Source organism: Dyella sp., assembly GCF_051962475.1.
GTDB lineage: Bacteria > Pseudomonadota > Gammaproteobacteria > Xanthomonadales > Rhodanobacteraceae > Dyella_A.
Window position 1 is genome coordinate 1 of sequence record NZ_JBQCCF010000042.1, and the last position, 19,505, is coordinate 19,505.

Here is a 19,505-nt window from a genome sequence, read left to right on the forward strand (position 1 = left end):
AGCCAGGAGCATCGCCCGCGAGCGGGCTCCTACCGGGGTGAAGATCGAGGGTGATGCGGTCTTCGCGCACCTCGAAGCCCGACACCTCGGCCGGGCACCGGCGCTCGACGCCAGCCGCCTCCAGTGCCCGCCACAGCATCGACTGCACCAGGTTGTTCTCGACGATGCAGCCGAGTTCGGCCTGTCCACTGGCAGCGGCGTCGAAGTCGATGGCCGCGCCGCTGCCGGCGTCCCACACGTGCATGTGCGCGTAGGGCCCGACACGGGCCTGACGAATGGACGTCCAGACGCCCAGCTCGTCCAGCAGGCCGATCGCCGAGGGCGCCAGGCCGACCACGCGCAGATCGACTTCGTCCTCGATCCGCCAGGGTGCCGGCGCGCGCGCCTCGATCAACGCGGCGGCAAAGCCCGCGCGCGCCAGCGCCAGCGCGGCCGCGGCGCCGACCATGCCGCCACCGACGATGGCGACATCGAGCTCGGGCCCACGCCGGCGGGCGGCGGCGTCTCGCCTACCGGGTAGACGGCTCATGGCAGCGGCTCCAGTACGGCGCGCGGCGGCTCCCCGCGAAAACCCATGCCGCGCCGCGCCAGCATTTGCTGCAGTGGCGGCACGCGGTCGTAGGCCAGCAGCGCCAGCGACCGGAACGGCGCCAGCAGGGGCTGCGGCAGGCAGGCCAGCTGCACCAGTCCGTGGCTCATGATCATCGTGCCCTCGCGATCGGGCGCGCGCCGCGCCGCATAGGTGTCCAGTAGCGCCGCCGCGCCAGGATCGGGCGCCCCGGCCACGAGCTCGGCGAGGGTCAGCGCGTCGCGCAGGCCAAGGTTGAAGCCCTGCGCGCCGATCGGGTGCACGGTCTGCGCCGCATTGCCGACCAGTACCGCCCGTGGACCGACCAGCCGCGTGGCTGCCACGCGACGAATCGCCCAGGGTTGTCGGCGCCCCGGCCGGGACAGCCGGCCGAGCTTGCCGCCGAAGCGCCGCTGCGCGAGCGCCGCGTAGGCGGTGTCATCCATCGCGGCCACCGCTTCGGCCTGCGCGGATGGCACGGTGAGCACCAGCCCGGCACGGCGCTCGGCCAGCGGCAGAACGGCGATCGGGCCTTCGTCGCTGAAACGCTCGAACGCGCGTCCGGCCGGATCGCGCTCGGGCGTGATCGTGCAGACGAACAGGCTCTGGTCGTAGTCATGGCGCTCGACGGCGATGCCCAGCCGCTCGCGCACGAACGATTCGGTGCCGTCGGCGCCCACCACCAGGGCAGCGTCCAGCGTGCGGGTGGCGTCGCCGACACGGATCGTGGCGCGCCAGCTGCCCTCGACGCGATCGAGCGCCTGCAACTGCGCCGGCGCCAGTCGGGTCAGCCCGGTGCATGCTTCCAGTCGCCGCTCCAGCGCCTCGCCCAGCTCGCGCGCCGGCAGCGTCCAGCCCAGCGCATCGACATGGTGGCGCGCAGCATCCAGCCGGGCGCTGCCGAATTCGCCGGCGCGGCTGACATGGATGCGGGTGATCGGCGTGGCGCGCGCCGCGGCATGCGGCCACACGCCCAGCGCGCGCAGGCCGTTCACGGTGGCGCGGGCCAGCGCCAGGTTGCGTTCGTCATAGCTCGCCGCGGCGGCGCGGCGCGGTGGCGCCGCGTCCACAAGGGTGGCCGGCACGCCGGCCGCATCGAGTGCGATCGCCAGGCTGGCGCCGACCAGGCCGCCACCGACGATGAGGACGCCGCCCGGGGCGGCAGGGTCGATCGGGTTCATCCGCCGATGATACGCGCCCACCGGCCGGTTCCCGCAGCGGCCGGGTGCCGCGGGCCTGCGGGTCGCCAAGCGCCAGGCGCCCGACTAGACTAGAGGATCGATTTCCGCCGTTTTCCTATGGAGCCCCACATGGCCATGACGCAGTCCCAGCGCCTCGGCATCTTCAGCGTTCTCGCCCTGGTGATGGCCGCTACGCGCCTGCACCACTTCGATGCGATCCCGGATGCGTCCTGGGGCGTGTTCTTCCTGGCGGGCTTCTGGCTGCGCGGCTCGGCGCGCTGGGCGTTCCCGCTGCTGATGGCCGAGGCGGTGCTGGTCGATTTCTTCGCCATCACCAGCCAGGGGCTGAGCTTCTGGAGCCACTACTGCGTCTCGCCGGGCTACTGGTTCCTGGTGCCGTCGTACTTCGCGCTGTGGCTGGGCGGCAGTTGGCTGGCTCGCCACCAGGCCGGCCTGCGCGCCTCCACGCTCGGCCTCGCCGCGCTGGCGATGCTGATCAGCGAGGCCGTCTGCTACGCGCTCTCCAACGCGAGCTTCTATTGGCTGTCGCCGACCACCGCCGCCGCGCGCAGTCTCGACGGCTGGTTGGTGAACCTGGGCGACTGGTACCTGCCGTTCCTCGGCACGACCGCGCTGTACGTGGCGATCGGCGCCGTGTTCCACGTGCTGGTGAGCTTGCTCGCCCGCACCGCTGACGGCTCGCGGACCAAGTTCGTCGGCTGAGGCCGCCATGGGCAATCGCCTTTCGAAGATCTACACGCGCACTGGCGACGACGGCAGCACCGGCCTGGGCGATGGCTCGCGCGTACCGAAGGACTCGGCGCGAGTCGACGCCTACGGCACGGTCGACGAACTCAACTGCACGATCGGCATGGTGCTTGCCTGCGAAGGCGTGCCGCCCGACGTCCGCGAGACGCTGACCCAGGTGCAGCATGAGCTTTTCGACCTGGGTGGCGAGCTGTGCATTCCGGGCATGGCGATGATCGAGGAAAGCGACATCACCCGCCTCGAACAGGTGCTGGATCGCTTCAACGAGCCGTTGCCGCCACTGAAAGATTTCATCCTCCCTGGGGGCGGCATGGCCGCAGCCACCTGCCACCTTGCACGTACCGTCTGCCGCCGTGCGGAGCGCGAGGTAGTGGCGCTGGGGCGCGAGGAAAAGCTGCGCCCGCAGGCGTCGCGCTACCTCAACCGCCTGTCCGACCTGCTGTTCGTGCTGTGCCGCGTACTGGCCCGCGCGAGCGGACATGGCGAGGTGCTGTGGCAACACGAGCGCCGCCGCAAGCCTGAACCGTCGGCCGACTGACCCTCCGTGCTGCGCCTCTACACGCACGAGAGTTGCCTGCGGCACGACCCGGGCCCCGGCCATGCCGAATCGTCGCTGCGCCTGAAGGCCGTGCTGCAGGCACTGGACGCCGACCGCTTTGCCGCCGTCGACCGGGTAGAGGCGCCGCGGGCCACGCGTGAACAACTGCTGCGCGTGCACGGTGCCACCCATGTAGATCGTGTGCTCGGCAGCGCACCGGCCGAGGGCCGTGTGCAACTCGATCCGGATACCTGGATGTCCCCCGGGTCCGACGAGGCCGGACTTCGCGCCGCCGGCGCCACCTGCGCCGCGGTGGACGCCGTCCTCGCCGGTCAGACGGCCCGCGCGTTCTGCGCCGTACGTCCGCCTGGTCACCACGCCACGCCGGGCGAAGCGATGGGCTTCTGCCTGTTCAACTCGATCGCGGTGGCAGCGGCCCACGCGCTGACCGCGCATGGGCTCAAGCGCATCGCGATCGCCGATTTCGACGTGCATCACGGCAACGGCACGCAGGACATCTTCGCCAGCGAGCCGCGGGTGCTGTTCGTCTCCAGTCATCAGTCGCCGCTGTATCCGGAAACCGGCTTCGCGCACGAGCGCGGCGTGGGCAACATCGTCAACGCGCCGCTGCCCGCCGGGGCCGGCTCGATGGAATTTCGCGAGACCTGGCACAACGAACTATTGCCGCGCATGCACGCGTTCAAGCCGCAACTGGTGCTGGTGTCGGCCGGCTTCGACGCGCATCGCGACGACCCCTTGGCCGATCTGCACCTGGGCACCGAAGACTATGCGTGGATCACCCAGCAACTGGTGGAACTGGCCCGCGTCCACGCCGGGGGAAGGCTGGTATCCAGCCTTGAGGGTGGTTACGACCTGCGCGCGCTGGCCGGCAGCGCCGCTGCTCACGTCGAAGCCCTGCTCGACTGACCAACGGCGCCATCGGCTGAACCCTCGCCACGGCAAGCCTCCTCGTCCGCCTGCCGGCCGCGCGGCGTTTCTGCTAGCTTAACGAGCCCTTTCCGCCGACAGACTGCCATCGTGACGATGACGCCGCGCCCGTTGCCCCCGCGCCGCCTGCTGGCGGTTGCCGCCGCCCTCGCCCTGGCCGGCGCCCCCCTGGGGGTGGACGCTGCCACCACGGAAGCCCAGCCTACCGGCGTCGCTGCGCATCCAGCCGCCACCTGCAAACTCGGCTCGTTCCACTGCCCGCCTCGGCCAATCAGCTACGCCATGTGCCGACCGAACGCGTTGCTGGATTTTTACGATCCCACGCTGCCACGCGACAGCGCGCTGCGCGACGAGGCCGACACCGATGTCCACGCCGAGCGCGTGGACAGCTCCAACCAGTCGCTCTACAAGCTTACCGGCGCGGTACGCATGCAGCGCGCCGACCAGCTGCTGCGCGCCGATCGGGTCGACTATAACGACCAGACGACCGACTACGATGCGCGTGGCAACGTGCGCTATCAGGACGCTGGGCAGCTGTTCTCCGCAGACCATGTCAAAGGCAACAACGAGGCAAAACACAGCGTTGCCGACAATGTCACCTACCAGTTGCTGGAGGCGCGCGGCAACGGCGTGGCGAAGCAAGCCACACTGATCGATGCCCAGCACAGCAACTACCGGGACGTCACTTACTCCACCTGCGATGTCGGCCATCGCCTATGGGAGATTCGCGCTAATCGGCTGACGATGGACCGGGATGCGGGCGTGGGCGTGGCGCACAGCGCCACGATGCGCTTCGCCAACATACCGTTCCTGTACCTGCCGTACCTGAGCTTTCCCATCGACGATCGTCGCAAGAGCGGGTTTCTGGCGCCGACGTTCGGCAGCTCCAGCCACTCAGGCTTCATGGCGAGCGTGCCCTACTACCTCAACCTAGCACCGAACTACGACGCCACGCTGGAGCCGCGCCTGTACTCCAGCCGTGGCGCCATGCTCGCGGGTCAGTTCCGCTACCTGTTGCCCGGCACCCGCGGCCAGTTCGACTTCGAGTACCTCAACAAGGACCATGGCGAGAACCTGGCCAACTCCGGGCTGACCACGCAGGGCCGTCGGCGCTATCTGTACCGATTCGCGGACAGCACAGCGCTGTGGCCGGGATGGAACTTCGCCACCAACGTCAACCGCGTCTCGGACAAGAACTACCTGCGCGACTTTAGTAACAATCTCTACACCACTGCGACCAGCTTTATCGCCTCCAACGCTTACGTGCGCGGTGCAGGTAACTGGTGGAGCGCGTCGCTGGGCGTGGACAGCTACCAGAACACCGATCCATTCCTCAGCGACCGCAACCTGCAGTACAAGCGCTGGCCGCGCGCGACCTTCAACCTCGACGTGCCGCTGGCCAACTGGCTGGAGTTCGGCATGGACAACGAGGCCGTATCCTTCCGCAAGGACGGCTTCGTCGAGGGCAAGCGCGCCGATCTCTACCCTTACCTGGCCGCCGACTGGCAGGGCGCAGCTTGGTTCGTGCGGCCCAAGCTGGCCTACCGCTACACCGCCTATCAGTTGGACGATTACTACTCGCTCTACGGCTACGGTGGCCGCCTCGGTGCCAACCAGGCATCGCCCTTCACCGAACGCGATCCCAGCCGCGCGCTGCCGATCGCCAGCCTCGACACGGGCCTGATCTTCGATCGCACCGCCTCGCTGTTCGGCACCAGCTACACCCAGACACTCGAGCCGCGTCTGTACTACCTGTACGTGCCGTATCGCAATCAGGACAACCTGCCGCTGTTCGATACGGGACTGCTGAGCTTCGATTACTGGCAGCTCTTCGCACCAAACCAGTTCTCGGGCGCCGATCGCCAGATGAACGCGAACAACCTTACCGGTGCCATCACCACGCGGCTGCTGGACGACAACGGCGTGGAGCGCTTCTCGGCCAGCCTTGGGCAGATCCGCTATTTCAACCCGCAGCGCGTGAAGCTCCCGGGCCAACCGGTCACGGACTGGACCGGCTCGGACTACGTGGCGCAGGCGAGTGTCCAGCTTAATGACCAGTGGCAGGCCAACTCGTCCTACCAATGGAGTCCGAACACCCGCAAGACGGACCTGGGGGCGTTCGGACTGCAACGGCGCATTCGTGACAACGGCGTGCTGAACTTCTCGTACCGCTTTCGACGGGTCCCGGGAAGCACCAACACGCTGCTGGAACAATACGACGCCTCCACGGTCTATCCGGTCTCCGAACGCTGGCGCCTGCTCGCGCGTTGGACGTACTCGGTGAAGGATCGCCGCACGGTCGAGGCACTGGCCGGGCTGCAGTACGAGAGTTGCTGCGTGATCGTCAGCCTGGTCGGTCGGCACTACGTCAATCAGTACAGCGTCGTGTCCAGCCGTCCCGATAGCAACAACGCCATCATGTTCGAGCTGCAGTTCAAGGGACTGGGTGCGTTCAACGGCCAGGCCGAGGACCTTTTGCGGCGTGGTATTCTGGGATATCAATAATTTGTCCATCGCCCGAGGGCGATCGAAGGCTCCGTTCTGATGAAGCAACCTCTCGCGCTGTTCCTGCTCGCGATCGCCACCGCGACCGTCGCTCCTGCCCATGCCCAGCTGCTGCCACAGGCAACTGCGGGCACGTCGACCGGCGCCGACCAGTCGCTGGATCGCATCGTCGCCGTGGTCGATGACGGGGTGATCCTGCAAAGCGAACTCGACGATGCGGTGCGCGCTGTGCAGCAGCAATACGCGAACAACCCAGGTCAGCTGCCGCCACTGAACGTGTTGCAGCGCCAGGTGCTGGACCGTCTCATCCTGATGCGCCTGCAGGTCAACAAGGCAGACGAGCAGGGCATCCGGGTCTCCGACGCCGATGTCGACCAGGCAGTGGCAGGGGTCGCGCAGCAGAACCGCATGACGTCCGACCAGCTGCGCGCTGCCGTGGAACAGAGCGGCGCCAGCTTTGCCGCCTTCCGGCAGCAATTGTCCGAACAGCTGGTCGCGCAGCGACTGCACGACAGCGTCGTGCGCGATTCGGTGCAGATCACCGACAGCGAGATCAACAACCTGCTCAACAGCCCCAGCTACAAGGCAGGCGAAGTCCACCTTGCGCACATCCAGATCACCATCCCCGCCGGCGCTTCCCCGTCCGATATCCAGGCTTCGCAGGCAAAGGCCAGCGAAGCCATCAAGGCGATCCAGGGCGGCATGGATTTCAACGCCGCGGCGATCCGCTATTCCGATGCGCAGGACGCTCTGGACGGCGGTGATCTGGGCTGGCGGCGCATCGACGAGGTGCCGCCGGCCTTTACCGACACTATCGCGGCCATGAAGCCCGGGGACGTCACCCCGGCCCTGCGCGGACCGACCGGCTTCACCATTCTCAAGCTCGTTGGCCAGCGCCAGCCCGAGCGCCAGATGATTACCGAGTACCACGCCCGCCAGATCCTGATCAGCCCCAGCGAGTTGATGACGGCGGATCAGGCCAGGCAGAAGGCGCAGGAACTGTACGACCGCATCGTCAACAAGCACGAGGACTTCGCCAAGCTGGCGAAGGAGAACTCCAAGGACGACACCACCGCCAACGCCGGCGGCGACATGGGCTGGTTCGCGCAGCAGGCCTGGGGTGGCACGATCGCCCAGCAGCTGGCCGCGCTGAAGCCGAACCAGGTGTCCCAGCCATTCCAGAGCGAAGCGGGCTGGCACATCCTGCAACTGCTCGGTACGCGCCAGGCAGATCGCACCGACGAAATCGCCCGCAACCAGGCACGCCAGGCCATCGGCAATCGCAAGGCGGAGCAGGCCTACGACGACTTCCTGCGCCAGCTCAAGGCCAATGCCTACATCAAGGTGATGGTGCCGGAGCTGCAGGACCCCACCAACGGCAACGCCTGAGGCGCATGGACTCGCGTCCGCGCCCGCGGCTGGCGCTGACTGCCGGCGAACCGGCCGGCATCGGTCCGGAGTTGCTGGTCCGGCTGGCGGCGATCCCGTTTGACGCCGAGCTGGTGGCGATCGCCGATCGCGGCCTGATCGAGCGCGCTGCTGCCCGCTGCGGGCTGGACATCCAGCTGGTGGACGATGCCGGCCCGGCTCCGGCGCTCACCACCGCCGTGCAGTTGCGCGTGCACCACGTGCCGATGGCGGCACCGGAGCAACCGGGCAAGCCGGATCCGGCCAATGCTCGCTACGTGCTGGCCACGCTGGCCGAGGCGGCCGATGGCTGCCTAGCTGGCCGCTACGACGCGGTCGTTACCGCGCCACTGCAGAAGTCGTCGATCAACGACGCTGGCATCGCCTTCAGCGGCCACACCGAGTTTTTCGCCGAACGCGCCGATGCAGACGTCGTCATGATGCTCGCCAGCCCCGAGCTTCGCGTGGCACTGGCTACAACCCATCTGCCGCTATCCGCCGTGCCGACGGCGGTCACCAGTGCGCGCCTGCAACAGGTGCTGCGCACCGTCCATGTGGAACTGCAGCGAAAATTCGGCATCGAGGCACCCCGCATCGCCGTGCTAGGCCTGAACCCGCACGCGGGTGAAGCCGGCCACTTGGGGCGCGAGGAGATCGACACCCTCATTCCCGCGCTGGACGCATTGCGCGAGGAAGGCATGGAGCTGCTCGGTCCGCTACCTGCCGACACCGCGTTCGTTCCGACGATGCGTGCGCGTTACGACGCGGTGCTGGCGATGTATCACGACCAGGCGCTGCCCGTGCTCAAGAGCGAGGCGTTCGACCGCACCGTCAACCTGACGCTCGGCCTGCCCTTCATCCGCACCTCGGTCGATCACGGCACTGCACTGGATCTGGCTGGGACGGGCCGAGCCGACCCGTCCAGCCTGATCGCCGCCGCGCGCATGGCGCTGGACCTGGTGCTGCGCAGCCGCCACGCCGTCTGATCGCGCCGACTCGCCGGCCGCGTCGGCGTATCACCCTTTCCGAGTTGCCCATGAACGCCCGTCCCAAGAAAAGCTTCGGCCAGCACTTCCTGCACGAGAAGCGCTACATCGATCGCATCGTCAGCGCCATCGCACCGCGCGACGGCGACACCGTGGTGGAGATCGGACCGGGCGAAGGCGCACTCACCCTGCCCCTGCTGGCTGCCGCTGGCCGCCTCACGGCGATCGAACTGGACACCGACCTGATCCCTGCACTGCGCGAGCGCGCCGCGGCAGTGGGAACGCTGACGATCATCCAGGCCGACGTGCTGACGGTGGATTTCACTGCGCTCGCGCAGCAGCTCGGCGCGCCCCGTCTGCGTATCGCCGGCAACCTGCCGTATTACATCTCCAGCCCGATCCTGTTCCACTGCGTCGAGCATGCTGCCGCCATCGAGGACATGCACTTCATGCTGCAGAAGGAAGTCGTCGACCGCATGGCAGCCGAGCCCGGCAGCAAGGTCTACGGCAGGCTCTCGGTGATGCTGCAGCTGGCCTGCCGCGTGGTGCCGCTGTTCGACGTCCCGCCGGGCGCGTTCCGGCCGCCGCCCAAGGTGGATTCGTCGGTGGTGCGACTGGTACCGCTGGCGCCCAGCGAACGGCACGACGCCGAGCCGTCGCGCGTGCATGCGATCGTCAAGGCCGCCTTTGCCCAGCGTCGCAAGACGCTCGCCAACGGGCTGAAACAGCTCATGGGTGCCGATGCAATCCGCCGCGCCGGCGTGGATCCGGGCGCGCGCGCAGAAACCCTGGCGCCGCTGGATTTCGTGCGGCTCGCCAAACTCGCCGACGACGAACAGGCGGCCAGCTGAAGCGCACCTGCTGCGGCCTGACCGGATCGCATCGGCAGGCCGTACAATCGCGCCCATGAATGCGAAATCCCCCTACACCATCGATGTACGGGTCCAGACCCGCTTTATTCCCGACCAATCCAAGCCCGACGACAATCGCTACGTCTTCGCCTACACCGTCACGCTACGCAATGCGGGACAGGTGCCGGCACGACTGATCACCCGCCACTGGGTGATCACCGATGCCAACGGCAAGGTGGACGAGGTGCGCGGCGACGGCGTCGTCGGCGAGCAGCCGTGGATTCGCCCGGGCGACGACTACGAGTACACCTCCGGCGCCGTGCTGGAGACCGCGGTGGGCACGATGGTTGGCAGCTACCAGATGCTCGCCGACGATGGCACCGAATTCGACGCGCCGATCCCGACCTTCACGCTCTCGATCCCGCGCACGCTGCACTGATGGCGACCTACGCAATCGGCGACGTGCAGGGCTGCTTCCCCGAGCTGCAGCGGCTGCTCGACAAGCTACGCTTCGACCCGTCGCGCGACCGGCTGTGGTTCTGCGGCGACCTGGTCAACCGCGGCGGGCAGTCGCTGGAGACGTTGCGACTGATCCACGGCCTGCGCGAGTCCTGCGTCGTCACGCTGGGCAACCACGACCTCAGCCTGCTGGCGATCGCCCTGCGCCGGCCGGATGCGCAGGCGCGGGTGAACCCCGAATTGCGCGAAGTGCTGTTTGCCGAAGATGCCCCGGTACTGTTCGAGTGGCTGCGCTCGCAAAAACTGCTGCACCATGACGAGCAGCTCGGCTGGACCATGGTGCATGCCGGGCTGGCGCCGATGTGGACGCTGCGCCAGGCGCAGCGTTCGGCTCAGGAGATCGAACGCGAGCTTTCCAGCCCCCGGCATCCCCGACTGCTCAAGAACCTGTTCGGCAATCGGCCGGCCGCCTGGTCCAGCCGGTTGCAAGGCGTGGAACGCCTGCGCGCCTCGATCAACACGTTTACGCGCATGCGCTATTGCGACGTCCAGGGCCGCATCGACTTCGAGGGCAAGGGCATTCCGGGCACGCAGAAGCCGGGCATGTACCCGTGGTTCGAGGTGCCAGGCATGCGCCGTCGCGAGACGCGCGTTGTCTGCGGCCACTGGTCGGCACTCGGGCGCTTTGCCGGGCTGGGCATCTATGCCATCGACACCGGCTGCGTGTGGGGCGGTCAGCTCACCGCGCTACGGCTTGACGTGGAAGAGCCGACGTATGTCACGGTAAACGCCGAACCGCACCGCAAGCGCCCACCCGGCGGCGAAGACTAAAAAAACGGGAGGCCTCGCCTCCCGTTTTTCTTGGCGCGCGAGCTGCTCCGATCAGCTCAGCTGGCCGTGGCAGTGCTTGTACTTCTTGCCGGAGCCACACGGGCACGGATCGTTGCGGCCAGCCTTGGGACCTTCGGATGCGGCGGCCTGCGGGTGGGCCTGATCGCCCGCGCTGACCGGAGCACCGCCGCCGCTTGCCAGCATCTGGCGCTGCAGGCGCTCGGCCATGCGCTGCTGCTCGGCCTCCATCGCGGCGACCTCTTCCTCGCTGCGCACGCGGATACGCGCCAGCATCTGCACGATCTCGCCCTTGATGCGGTCGAGCATGTTGGAGAACAGCTCGAACGATTCGCGCTTGAACGCCTGCTTGGGATCCTGCTGGGCGTAGCCGCGCAGGTAGATGCCCTGGCGCATGTAATCCATGCTCGCCAGATGCTCCTTCCAGGCGTTGTCGACCACGGTGAGCATGATGTGCTTCTCGAGCTGGCGCATGGTCTCGGCGCCGATCTGCGCCTCCTTGGCGCGGAACAGCTCGTCGACCATGCCACGCACGTGCTCGAGGATCGCGTCGGCATCCAGCTCGTGCTGCAGCTCCACCCACGGCTTGAGCTGCGCATGCAGGCCGAACTCGCTCTCCAGCTGGCGATCGAGACCGGCGATGTCCCACTGCTCGTCGATGCTGTCGACCGGCACGTGCGCACGCACCATCTGCTCGATCACGTCCTCGCGGATGTCGGCGATGGTGGCCGAGACGTCCTCGCCCTCCAGCAGCTCGTCGCGCTGCTTGTAGATCACCTTGCGCTGGTCGTTGGCGACGTCGTCGAACTCGAGCAGGTGCTTGCGGATGTCGAAGTTGTGTTGCTCGACCTTGCGCTGCGCCTTCTCGATCTGCCGGCTGACCATGCGGTCTTCCAGCGCGTCGTCTTCCTTCATGCCGAACATGCGCATCCAGCGGCCGACCCAGTCACCGGCGAAGATGCGCAGCAGGTTGTCTTCCAGCGACAGGTAGAAACGCGAGGAACCCGGATCGCCCTGGCGGCCGGAGCGGCCGCGCAGCTGGTTGTCGATACGACGCGATTCGTGACGCTCGGTGCCGATGATGTGCAGGCCGCCGGAGGACAGCACCTGGTCGTGGCGCTTTTGCCAATCGCTCTTCACGCGCTGGCGATCCACCTCGCTGGCCTCGGCAGGCAGCGCGGCGAGCGCCGCTTCCAGGCTACCGCCCAGCACGATGTCAGTGCCGCGTCCGGCCATGTTGGTGGCGATCGTCACCGAGCCCGGCGCGCCGGCCTGGGCCACGATGTGCGCTTCGCGCTCGTGCTGCTTGGCGTTGAGCACTTCGTGCGGGATCTTCTCTTTCTGCAGCAGACCCGACAGCAGCTCGGACACCTCGATCGAGGTGGTACCGACCAGCACCGGCTGGCCACGCTTGTGGCAATCCTTGATGTCCTCGATCACCGCGCGGTACTTCGCCGCCTGTGCGAGGAACACCATGTCCGGGTTGTCCTTGCGGATCATCGGCTTGTGGGTGGGGATGACCACCACTTCCAGCCCGTAGATGTGCTGGAACTCGTACGCCTCGGTATCGGCCGTACCGGTCATGCCGGCCAGCTTGGCGTACATGCGGAACAGGTTTTGGAACGTCACCGTGGCCAGCGTCTGGTTCTCGCGCTGGATCGGCACGCCTTCCTTCGCCTCGACCGCCTGATGCAGACCATCGGACCAGCGACGACCGGCGAGGGTGCGCCCAGTGAACTCGTCGACGATGATCACTTCGCCATCGCGCACGATGTAATCGACGTCGCGCTGGTAGATCGCATTGGCGCGCAGCGCCGCGTTGAGGTGGTGCACCACCGCCAGGTTCTTGGAGTCGTACAGGCCGCTGTCGGCCTCGATCACGCCGGCCTGACGCAGCAGTTCGTCGGCGTGTGCCATGCCCTCCTCGGACAGGTGCACCTGCTTCTGCTTCTCGTCGACCCAGTAATCACCGGCGCCGTCTTCCTTCTCCTGGCGCACCAGCCGCGGCACGATCTTGTTGACCGCGATGTACAGCTCGGGAGAGTCCTCGGCGGGACCGGAAATGATCAGCGGAGTGCGCGCCTCGTCGATCAGGATCGAGTCGACCTCGTCGACGATCGCGTAGTTCAGGCCGCGCTGGTAGCGCTGGTCCTTCGACAGCGCCATGTTGTCGCGCAGATAGTCGAAGCCGAATTCGTTGTTGGTGCCGTAGGTGATGTCGGCCGCGTACGCCGCGCTCTTGTCGGCGTGATCCATGCCCGGGTAGACCACACCCACGCTCAGGCCGAGGAAGTTGTACAGCTTGCCCATCTGGGCCGAGTCGCGGCGGGCCAGGTAGTCGTTCACCGTGACCACGTGGACGCCCTTGCCTTCCAGCGCGTTGAGGTACACCGGCAGCGTGCCGACCAGGGTCTTGCCCTCGCCGGTGCGCATCTCGGCGATCTTGCCCATGTGCAGCACCATGCCGCCGATCAGCTGCACGTCGTACGGGCGCATGCCGAGCACACGCTTGGCTGCCTCGCGCACCGTCGCAAAAGCTTCCGGCAGGAGCTGGTCGAGCGTCTCGCCGGCGGCCAGGCGCTGCTTGAACTCGTCAGTCTTGCCACGCAGGGCGTCGTCGCTTAGCGCGGTGTATTCGGATTCCAGCGCATTGATGCGGGCGACGGACTTGGAGAGCTGGCGCAGTACGCGGTCGTTACGGCTGCCAAAGAGGCTCGTCAGGGCACGATTGAACATCGATCATCCGGATACTGGAGACAGGAAAGCCCGCCAGCACACGGCCGGCTGGGCCAAATACGCGATGATACTAGGGTCCGCCGGCTATCCCAAACGCATGAAAAGGCGCGGAGAACCGCCGCGACGCCCCAACTCGCCGCACCGCTGATGGGGTGGCGGCGCGAGGCGGCGGTTTCAAGAGCCGGGAGTTTCCCGTCGGAAGCCGGCAGGATCAGCGGTGGTTGCGGACGTAGGCCAGCGGATTGACCACGCGGCCCTTGTACCAAACCTCGAAATGGACGTGCGAACCGGTGGAGCGGCCGGTGGAACCGGCGTCGGCAATGACGTCGCCCACCCGCACGCGCTGGCCGGGGTGCGCAATCAGCTTGCTGTTGTGCGCGTAGCGCGTCATATAACCGTTGCCGTGGTCGATCTCGATGACGTCGCCATAGCCGCTGCGGATGCCGGCGAAGGTGACCATGCCTTCGGCCACCGCATGCACCGGCGTACCCAGCGGGGTGGCGATGTCGATGCCGGTATGCCGCGCGGCGTGCCCGCTGAACGGGTCGGGACGACCACCGAAGTAGGAGGAGATATAACCCTGCACCGGCATGCCGGTCGGCTTCAGGTTGGACTCGATGCGCGCATCCATCAGCAGGCTCTGCAGCGCGGTGAGCTGGGCCTGTTGGCCATCGAACTGTGTGGCCAGCTGGCTGATGCTGCTTTCCAGGTTCTGCGGCAGCGTATAGGCCGCGCCGCTGGTGTCTTCGACACCGCCCACGGGCGGTGCCTGGTCGAAGTCGAACTCGCCATCGTCGAGCTTGCCCATCTGGGCCAGCCGCTCACCGAGCGCATTGAGCCGCGTGGATTGGGCCTGCAGCTGCCCGAGCTTCACCGCCAGGGCGTCGAGATTGCGCTGCGCATCCTGCTTCACCGCGCCCAACTTGGCGTCCTGCGCGTCGATCTTGTGCTGCAGCTCACTGATCTGGGAAAGCGCCCGACCCCGCGGACTGGCCACCGTGAGCGCCACTGCCGCACCGAGCGCCATGCAACCGGCCACCGCCACGAGCCCCAGGGTTGCGATCCGCCAGCGCATGCGCCGACAGGCCAGATCGAGGGTCTTGGGCACCTTCTTGGTGCGGGACACGAGTATGATTTGCATGCTTTTCCACGTTGAAGAAGTCGGCACCATGCAGCGCGCCGGTCCACCCATCCCTCGCCGCTCCGGACACGGGCTCAAGCCCCTGGCCGAATGTGGCGCGTTTGCCCGACTCGCCACCAAGGCTGCCGAGCTGGATGCGCTGGATCGTGCCCTGCGCCAGACGTTGCCGACATCGCTGCGCGACCAGGTGCGTTTCGCACACGCGCGCGGCGACCGCCTCGTCTTTCTGGCGTCCTCCCCGGCCTGGGCTTCCCGCTTACGCCTGATGCAGACGCAGCTTCTCGCCACCGCACGTGCCCTTGGCACCTGCGCCAGTTCAGTCACCGTGAAAGTGGCCCCCCAACCGCCGGCCGCAACGGAACCGGATCGGTCAAAACCGCTTTCGCCTGCTGCAGCCATACATCTCAAGGCGGCTGCAGTGTCAGTCACAGACCCCGAACTGCGGGCACTGTTCCTGGAGCTGGCGTCCTTCGCCGAAACTGCTGATTGAGACCCCTGTCGACCGCAATAGACGACTGCCGCTGCGGCCTCCCAACGGCGCCCTGGGTGCCGCAATTTCCGCCGGAAGCGTCCGGCGAGGCTGGGTTTATAACACGAGGGCATGAACCCATGACAAGTCCGCGTGTCCGTGACGTGAAGCAATCGTGGACAACCGCGTGAACTTCGCCACAAAACAAAACGGCCACGCTGCGAGGCGTGGCCGTGATATTTGTGCGAGTTGCCGGTCGTACGCGGCGGTCAGATCGCCTGTGCTGGATGGGCGTAGGAGATCGGCGCGGTAGCCGGATCGTCCTCGTAGACCACCTCTTCCCAGGCGTCGGGCTGGGCGATGAGCGTGCGCAACAGCTTATTGTTGAGCTCGTGGCCGGACTTGTGCGCGTGGTAGGCGCCGACCAGGCTGTGGCCGAGCAGGTACAGGTCGCCGATCGCATCGAGGATCTTGTGCTTGACGAATTCGTCCTCGTAGCGGAGACCGTCCTCGTTGAGCACGCGGTAGTCATCGAGCACCACGGCGTTGTCCATCGAGCCACCGAGCGCCAGGTTGTGCTCGCGCAGCATCTCGATGTCGCGCATGAAGCCGAACGTGCGCGCGCGGCTCACTTCCTTGACGAACGAGGTAGTGGAGAAATCGATCTCCGCCCGCGAGGTGCGCTTGTTGATGATCGGGTGGTTGAACTCGATCGAGAAGCCCACCTTGAAGCCCTCGAACGGCTCGAAGCTGGCCCACTTATCGCCTTCCTGTACCTTCACCGGCTTCTTGATGCGGATGAAGCGCTTGGCCACCGGCTGCTCTTCGATGCCGGCGGACTGCAGCAGGAACACGAACGGACCTGCGCTGCCATCCATGATCGGCACTTCCGGCGCAGACAGGTCGACATAGGCGTTGTCGATGCCCAGACCAGCCATCGCCGAGAGCAGATGCTCCACGGTCGAGACGCGAACGTCGCCGTTGACCAGGGTGGTGGACAGACGCGTATCGCCCACGCAGTCCGGGCGCGCGTGGATGTCGACCGGCGGATTGAGATCGGTGCGACGAAACACGATGCCGGTATTGGGCGCAGCCGGGCGCAGGGTCATGTAGACCTTGTCGCCGGTGTGCAAGCCCACGCCGGTCGCGCGGATGATGTTCTTGAGCGTACGCTGCTTGATCATTTTTTAGGGTACCCGTGGACGGCAGCAGCCAGATTGGTCGGTGATGCTAACACAGTCTTAACCTCAGACAATAGCAAACCGGACCGTACAGTCTTTAGCCCGCCTTCATGCTTCGGAGAGCCCGGCAATCCCGCCAAGCAGAATGGAGCATTTCCAAATCATGCACTTACGAAAACAGAAAACCTCCTGGCCGGGGACGGGAGTCCGGCCAGGAGGCGTGCCGCAGGTCATCCGGACACGCAGCTTTGCTAGCGCCTTCACATTTGCGAGGGCTTCACGACACGCTTGGGCGGCGGACCGGTCCCCTGAAGGAACACCGCATCACCGAGGTCATTGAGACCGACCTACGACCCGATGGTTCCTGCCTACCGCCCAACGCGGGTCAATCCGCCTGTCGACGCAGGAAGGCGGGGATGTCGAGATAGTCAAAGCTCGAATCCGCCGCCTTGGCCGGGGCGCTTTCATGGCGGCTGGTGCTGACGACATCCGGCTGGGCATAGTCCACCACCTCGTTGCCGGTACCGGTGCGCAGCACCACCGGGCGCGGGCGCTGGCGCATCTCCACCTGCTGGGTCTGCACCGGACGCACCGGCTGGCGCACGTTCGCGCGGTTGAGGCCCGTGGCCACCACCGTGACGCGTACGTCGTCCTGCATTTCCGGATCGAGCGAGGTGCCGATCACCACGGTGGCATCCTCGGACGCGAAGTCGTGGATCACGCGGCCGATCTCGTCGAACTCACGCATAGTGAGGTTCGGGCCGGCGGTGACGTTGACCAGGATGCCGCAGGCGCCATTGAGGTTCACATCTTCCAGCAGCGGGTTGTTGATCGCCGCCTCGGCCGCCGCCTGGGCGCGGTCGTCGCCGCGGGCGGTGCCCGAGCCCATCATAGCCATGCCCATCTCGGACATGACCGTGCGCACGTCGGCGAAGTCGACGTTGATCAGGCCCGGCGAGGTGATCAGGTCGGCAATGCCCTGCACGGCGCCCTGCAGCACGTCGTTGGCGGCCTTGAACGCATTGAGCAAGGTGACCTCACGACCGAGCACCGAGAGCAGCTTCTCGTTCGGCACGGTGATCAGCGAGTCGACGTGCTGGCTGAGGTCCTCGATGCCCTTCAGCGCCACCTGCATGCGGCGACGGCCCTCGAACGGGAACGGCTTGGTCACCACCGCCACGGTCAGGATGCCCTTCTCCTTGGCCAGCTGTGCCACCACCGGCGCGGCGCCGGTGCCGGTGCCACCGCCCATACCGGCGGTGATGAACACCATGTCGGCCCCCTCGAGCATCTCCTCGATGCGCTCGCGGTCTTCCAGCGCGGCCTGACGGCCCACTTCCGGGTTGGCGCCCGCGCCCAGGCCTTTGGTGACGTTGGCGCCGAGCTGCAGGTGCGTGCGCGAGCCGCAGCTCTTCATGGCCTGCGCGTCGGTGTTGGCGACGACGAACTCGACGCCTTCGATGTTGGCATTGAGCATGTGAGCCACGGCGTTGCCGCCGCCGCCGCCCACGCCGATGACCTTGATGACTGCGTTGGGGGTCAATTTATCGATCAGTTCAAACATTTCCCGTCCTCCATAGAGCTTTAGTTGTCGTTGTAACCGCGGCGGATGACTCCTGTCGGGCCGTGGTGGTGGGCGTTTCCCTTCGCCCGTGGCAGCGCTTCCGGCGCCGCCAAATGCATTCAGAAATTCTTCTTGAACCAGCCGCGCAGCTTGTCCAGCGGGCCGCCGATGGCGCCCCCCACCGGCCCGCCGTGACGCACGCCTCCGCTGCGCGCGCCGTGCAGCAGGAGGCCGACGCCGGTGGAATGCAGCGGGTTGGACATCACCTCGCCCAGACCACTCACGTGCTGCGGCACGCCCACGCGCACCATCTTGTGGAACAGCTCCTCGGCCAGCTCAAGCGCACCCTCCATGCGGGCGGCACCGCCGGTGAGCACGATGCCGGCGGCGATCAGGCTGTCGTAACCGGAACGGCGCAACTCGTCCTGCACCATCTCGAAGATTTCCTCATAGCGCGCCTGCACGCTCTGCGCGAGCGACTGCCTGGCCAGCCGCCGCGGCGGACGATCACCCACGCTGGGCACCTGGATGGTTTCGTCCGCATGCGCGAGCTGCGCCAACGCGCAGGCGTACTTGATCTTGATTTCCTCGGCGTGCGCGGTGGGTGTATGCACGCCGTAGGCGATGTCGTTGGTGACCTGATCACCGCCGACGGGCAGCGACTTGGTGTAGCGGATCGAGCCCTGGGTGTAGATGGCGATGTCGGTGGTGCCCGCGCCGATATCGACCAGGCACACGCCCAATTCGCGCTCGTCGTCGGTCAGCACCGACTTGGCGCTGGCCACCGCGGAGGGCACCAGCTCGTCCACCGACAAGCCGCAGCGCTGGATGCACTTGGTGATGTTCTGCACCGCCGCGGCAGCACCGGTGACCAGATGCACCGAGGCCTCCAGCCGCACGCCGCTCATGCCGACGGGCGAGCGGATGCCGTCCTGGCCGTCGATGCGGTACTCCTGCGACTCCTTGTAGAGCACCTTGCGGTCGGCCGGGATCGCCACCGCGCTGGCCGCTTCCAGCACCTGGTCCAGATCGCCCGGGGTGACCTCGCGGTCGCGGATCGCCGCAGTGCCGTGCGAGTTGCGCGTTTCCAGGTGGCTGCCGGAGATCGACGCGAATACCGAGCGGATGTCGCAGCCGGCCATCAGCTCGGCCTCCTCCACCGCGCGCTGGATCGAGTGCACGGTCGATTCGATGTCCACCACCGAGCCGCGCTTGAGTCCGCGGGAGACGTGCGAGCCGATGCCGATCACCTCGATCGGCTCGCCCGGCTCGTACTCGCCGACGATCGCCACCACCTTGGAGGTGCCGATATCCAGTCCGACGACCAGCTGCTTGTCGTTACGCGTCTTCATAG

Annotated in this window: 17 protein-coding genes; 10 read left to right on the forward strand and 7 right to left on the reverse strand. The window is 66.9% G+C overall.

Translation table 11 applies throughout. The features are described from left to right. Together ACTHJF_RS09690 and ubiH are read right to left on the reverse strand one after the other, a co-directional pair. Window positions 1–529 (reverse strand): FAD-dependent oxidoreductase (locus ACTHJF_RS09690; protein ID WP_440266928.1); only part of this gene is annotated, 529 nt, incomplete at its 3' end. Then, window positions 526–1,749 (reverse strand): 2-octaprenyl-6-methoxyphenyl hydroxylase, encoded by a 1,224-nt coding sequence (gene ubiH / locus ACTHJF_RS09695; protein WP_440266929.1) that lies wholly within the window; start codon window positions 1,747–1,749, stop codon window positions 526–528. The genes ACTHJF_RS09690 and ubiH, both read right to left, overlap by 4 nt. A 129-nt stretch (window positions 1,750–1,878) precedes the next feature. Between ubiH and ACTHJF_RS09700 the strand changes: the two genes are divergently transcribed. The 9 genes from ACTHJF_RS09700 to ACTHJF_RS09740 all read left to right on the forward strand — a co-directional run bounded on the left by ACTHJF_RS09700 (window position 1,879) and on the right by ACTHJF_RS09740 (window position 11,042). Continuing rightward, complete coding sequence (locus ACTHJF_RS09700; protein WP_440266930.1) at window positions 1,879–2,472, forward strand: hypothetical protein; 594 nt, start codon at window positions 1,879–1,881, stop codon at window positions 2,470–2,472. 7 nt (window positions 2,473–2,479) lie between these two features. Further along, window positions 2,480–3,055: a cob(I)yrinic acid a,c-diamide adenosyltransferase gene (locus ACTHJF_RS09705; protein WP_440266931.1), complete on the forward strand. Its 576-nt coding sequence runs from the start codon at window positions 2,480–2,482 to the stop codon at window positions 3,053–3,055. A gap of 6 nt (window positions 3,056–3,061) precedes the next feature. After that, a complete protein-coding gene (locus ACTHJF_RS09710) occupies window positions 3,062–3,982 on the forward strand; it encodes a histone deacetylase family protein (RefSeq protein WP_440266932.1) in 921 nt (306 codons plus the stop codon). A 117-nt stretch (window positions 3,983–4,099) separates the two neighbouring features. Continuing rightward, window positions 4,100–6,508 (forward strand): LPS-assembly protein LptD, encoded by a 2,409-nt coding sequence (locus ACTHJF_RS09715; RefSeq protein ID WP_440266970.1) that lies wholly within the window; start codon window positions 4,100–4,102, stop codon window positions 6,506–6,508. Window positions 6,509–6,547: 39 nt separating this feature from the next. Further along, complete coding sequence (locus ACTHJF_RS09720) at window positions 6,548–7,897, forward strand: peptidylprolyl isomerase (RefSeq protein ID WP_440266933.1); 1,350 nt, start codon at window positions 6,548–6,550, stop codon at window positions 7,895–7,897. A gap of 5 nt (window positions 7,898–7,902) precedes the next feature. After that, window positions 7,903–8,901 (forward strand): 4-hydroxythreonine-4-phosphate dehydrogenase PdxA, encoded by a 999-nt coding sequence (gene pdxA / locus ACTHJF_RS09725; protein ID WP_440266934.1) that lies wholly within the window; start codon window positions 7,903–7,905, stop codon window positions 8,899–8,901. 50 nt (window positions 8,902–8,951) lie between these two features. Beyond that, window positions 8,952–9,752: a 16S rRNA (adenine(1518)-N(6)/adenine(1519)-N(6))-dimethyltransferase RsmA gene (gene rsmA, locus ACTHJF_RS09730; protein ID WP_440266935.1), complete on the forward strand. Its 801-nt coding sequence runs from the start codon at window positions 8,952–8,954 to the stop codon at window positions 9,750–9,752. A gap of 55 nt (window positions 9,753–9,807) precedes the next feature. Next, window positions 9,808–10,191, forward strand: coding sequence for a Co2+/Mg2+ efflux protein ApaG (gene apaG, locus ACTHJF_RS09735; RefSeq protein ID WP_431634296.1), 384 nt, complete (start codon window positions 9,808–9,810; stop codon window positions 10,189–10,191). Then, a complete protein-coding gene (locus tag ACTHJF_RS09740) occupies window positions 10,191–11,042 on the forward strand; it encodes a symmetrical bis(5'-nucleosyl)-tetraphosphatase (RefSeq protein ID WP_440266936.1) in 852 nt (283 codons plus the stop codon). The genes apaG and ACTHJF_RS09740 overlap by 1 nt, the downstream gene beginning before the upstream one ends. 51 nt (window positions 11,043–11,093) lie before the next feature. Here the strand turns inward: ACTHJF_RS09740 and secA are convergent, their stop codons facing one another. Both secA and ACTHJF_RS09750 read right to left on the reverse strand, forming a co-directional pair. Beyond that, the gene (gene secA, locus ACTHJF_RS09745) at window positions 11,094–13,796 is read right to left on the reverse strand and encodes a preprotein translocase subunit SecA (protein WP_440266937.1); all 2,703 of its coding nucleotides are present in this window, start codon (window positions 13,794–13,796) and stop codon (window positions 11,094–11,096) included. Window positions 13,797–14,007: 211 nt separating this feature from the next. Next, window positions 14,008–14,937, reverse strand: a complete 930-nt coding sequence (locus ACTHJF_RS09750; protein WP_440266938.1) for a peptidoglycan DD-metalloendopeptidase family protein — start codon at window positions 14,935–14,937, stop codon at window positions 14,008–14,010. Window positions 14,938–14,965: 28 nt separating this feature from the next. Between ACTHJF_RS09750 and ACTHJF_RS09755 the strand changes: the two genes are divergently transcribed. Next, entirely contained in the window at window positions 14,966–15,427 is a 462-nt protein-coding gene (locus ACTHJF_RS09755; RefSeq protein WP_440266971.1) for a DciA family protein, read from the forward strand. Window positions 15,428–15,675: 248 nt separating this feature from the next. On the opposite strand, the gene lpxC is transcribed toward ACTHJF_RS09755, so the two are convergent. The 3 genes from lpxC to ftsA all read right to left on the reverse strand — a co-directional run bounded on the left by lpxC (window position 15,676) and on the right by ftsA (window position 19,503). Beyond that, the gene (gene lpxC / locus ACTHJF_RS09760; RefSeq protein WP_431634301.1) at window positions 15,676–16,590 is read right to left on the reverse strand and encodes a UDP-3-O-acyl-N-acetylglucosamine deacetylase; all 915 of its coding nucleotides are present in this window, start codon (window positions 16,588–16,590) and stop codon (window positions 15,676–15,678) included. A 382-nt stretch (window positions 16,591–16,972) separates the two neighbouring features. Further along, complete coding sequence (ftsZ, locus tag ACTHJF_RS09765; protein ID WP_431634302.1) at window positions 16,973–18,151, reverse strand: cell division protein FtsZ; 1,179 nt, start codon at window positions 18,149–18,151, stop codon at window positions 16,973–16,975. A 119-nt stretch (window positions 18,152–18,270) separates the two neighbouring features. Next, window positions 18,271–19,503, reverse strand: coding sequence for a cell division protein FtsA (gene ftsA, locus ACTHJF_RS09770; protein ID WP_440261200.1), 1,233 nt, complete (start codon window positions 19,501–19,503; stop codon window positions 18,271–18,273). Between the last annotated feature and the right edge of the window lie 2 nt (window positions 19,504–19,505).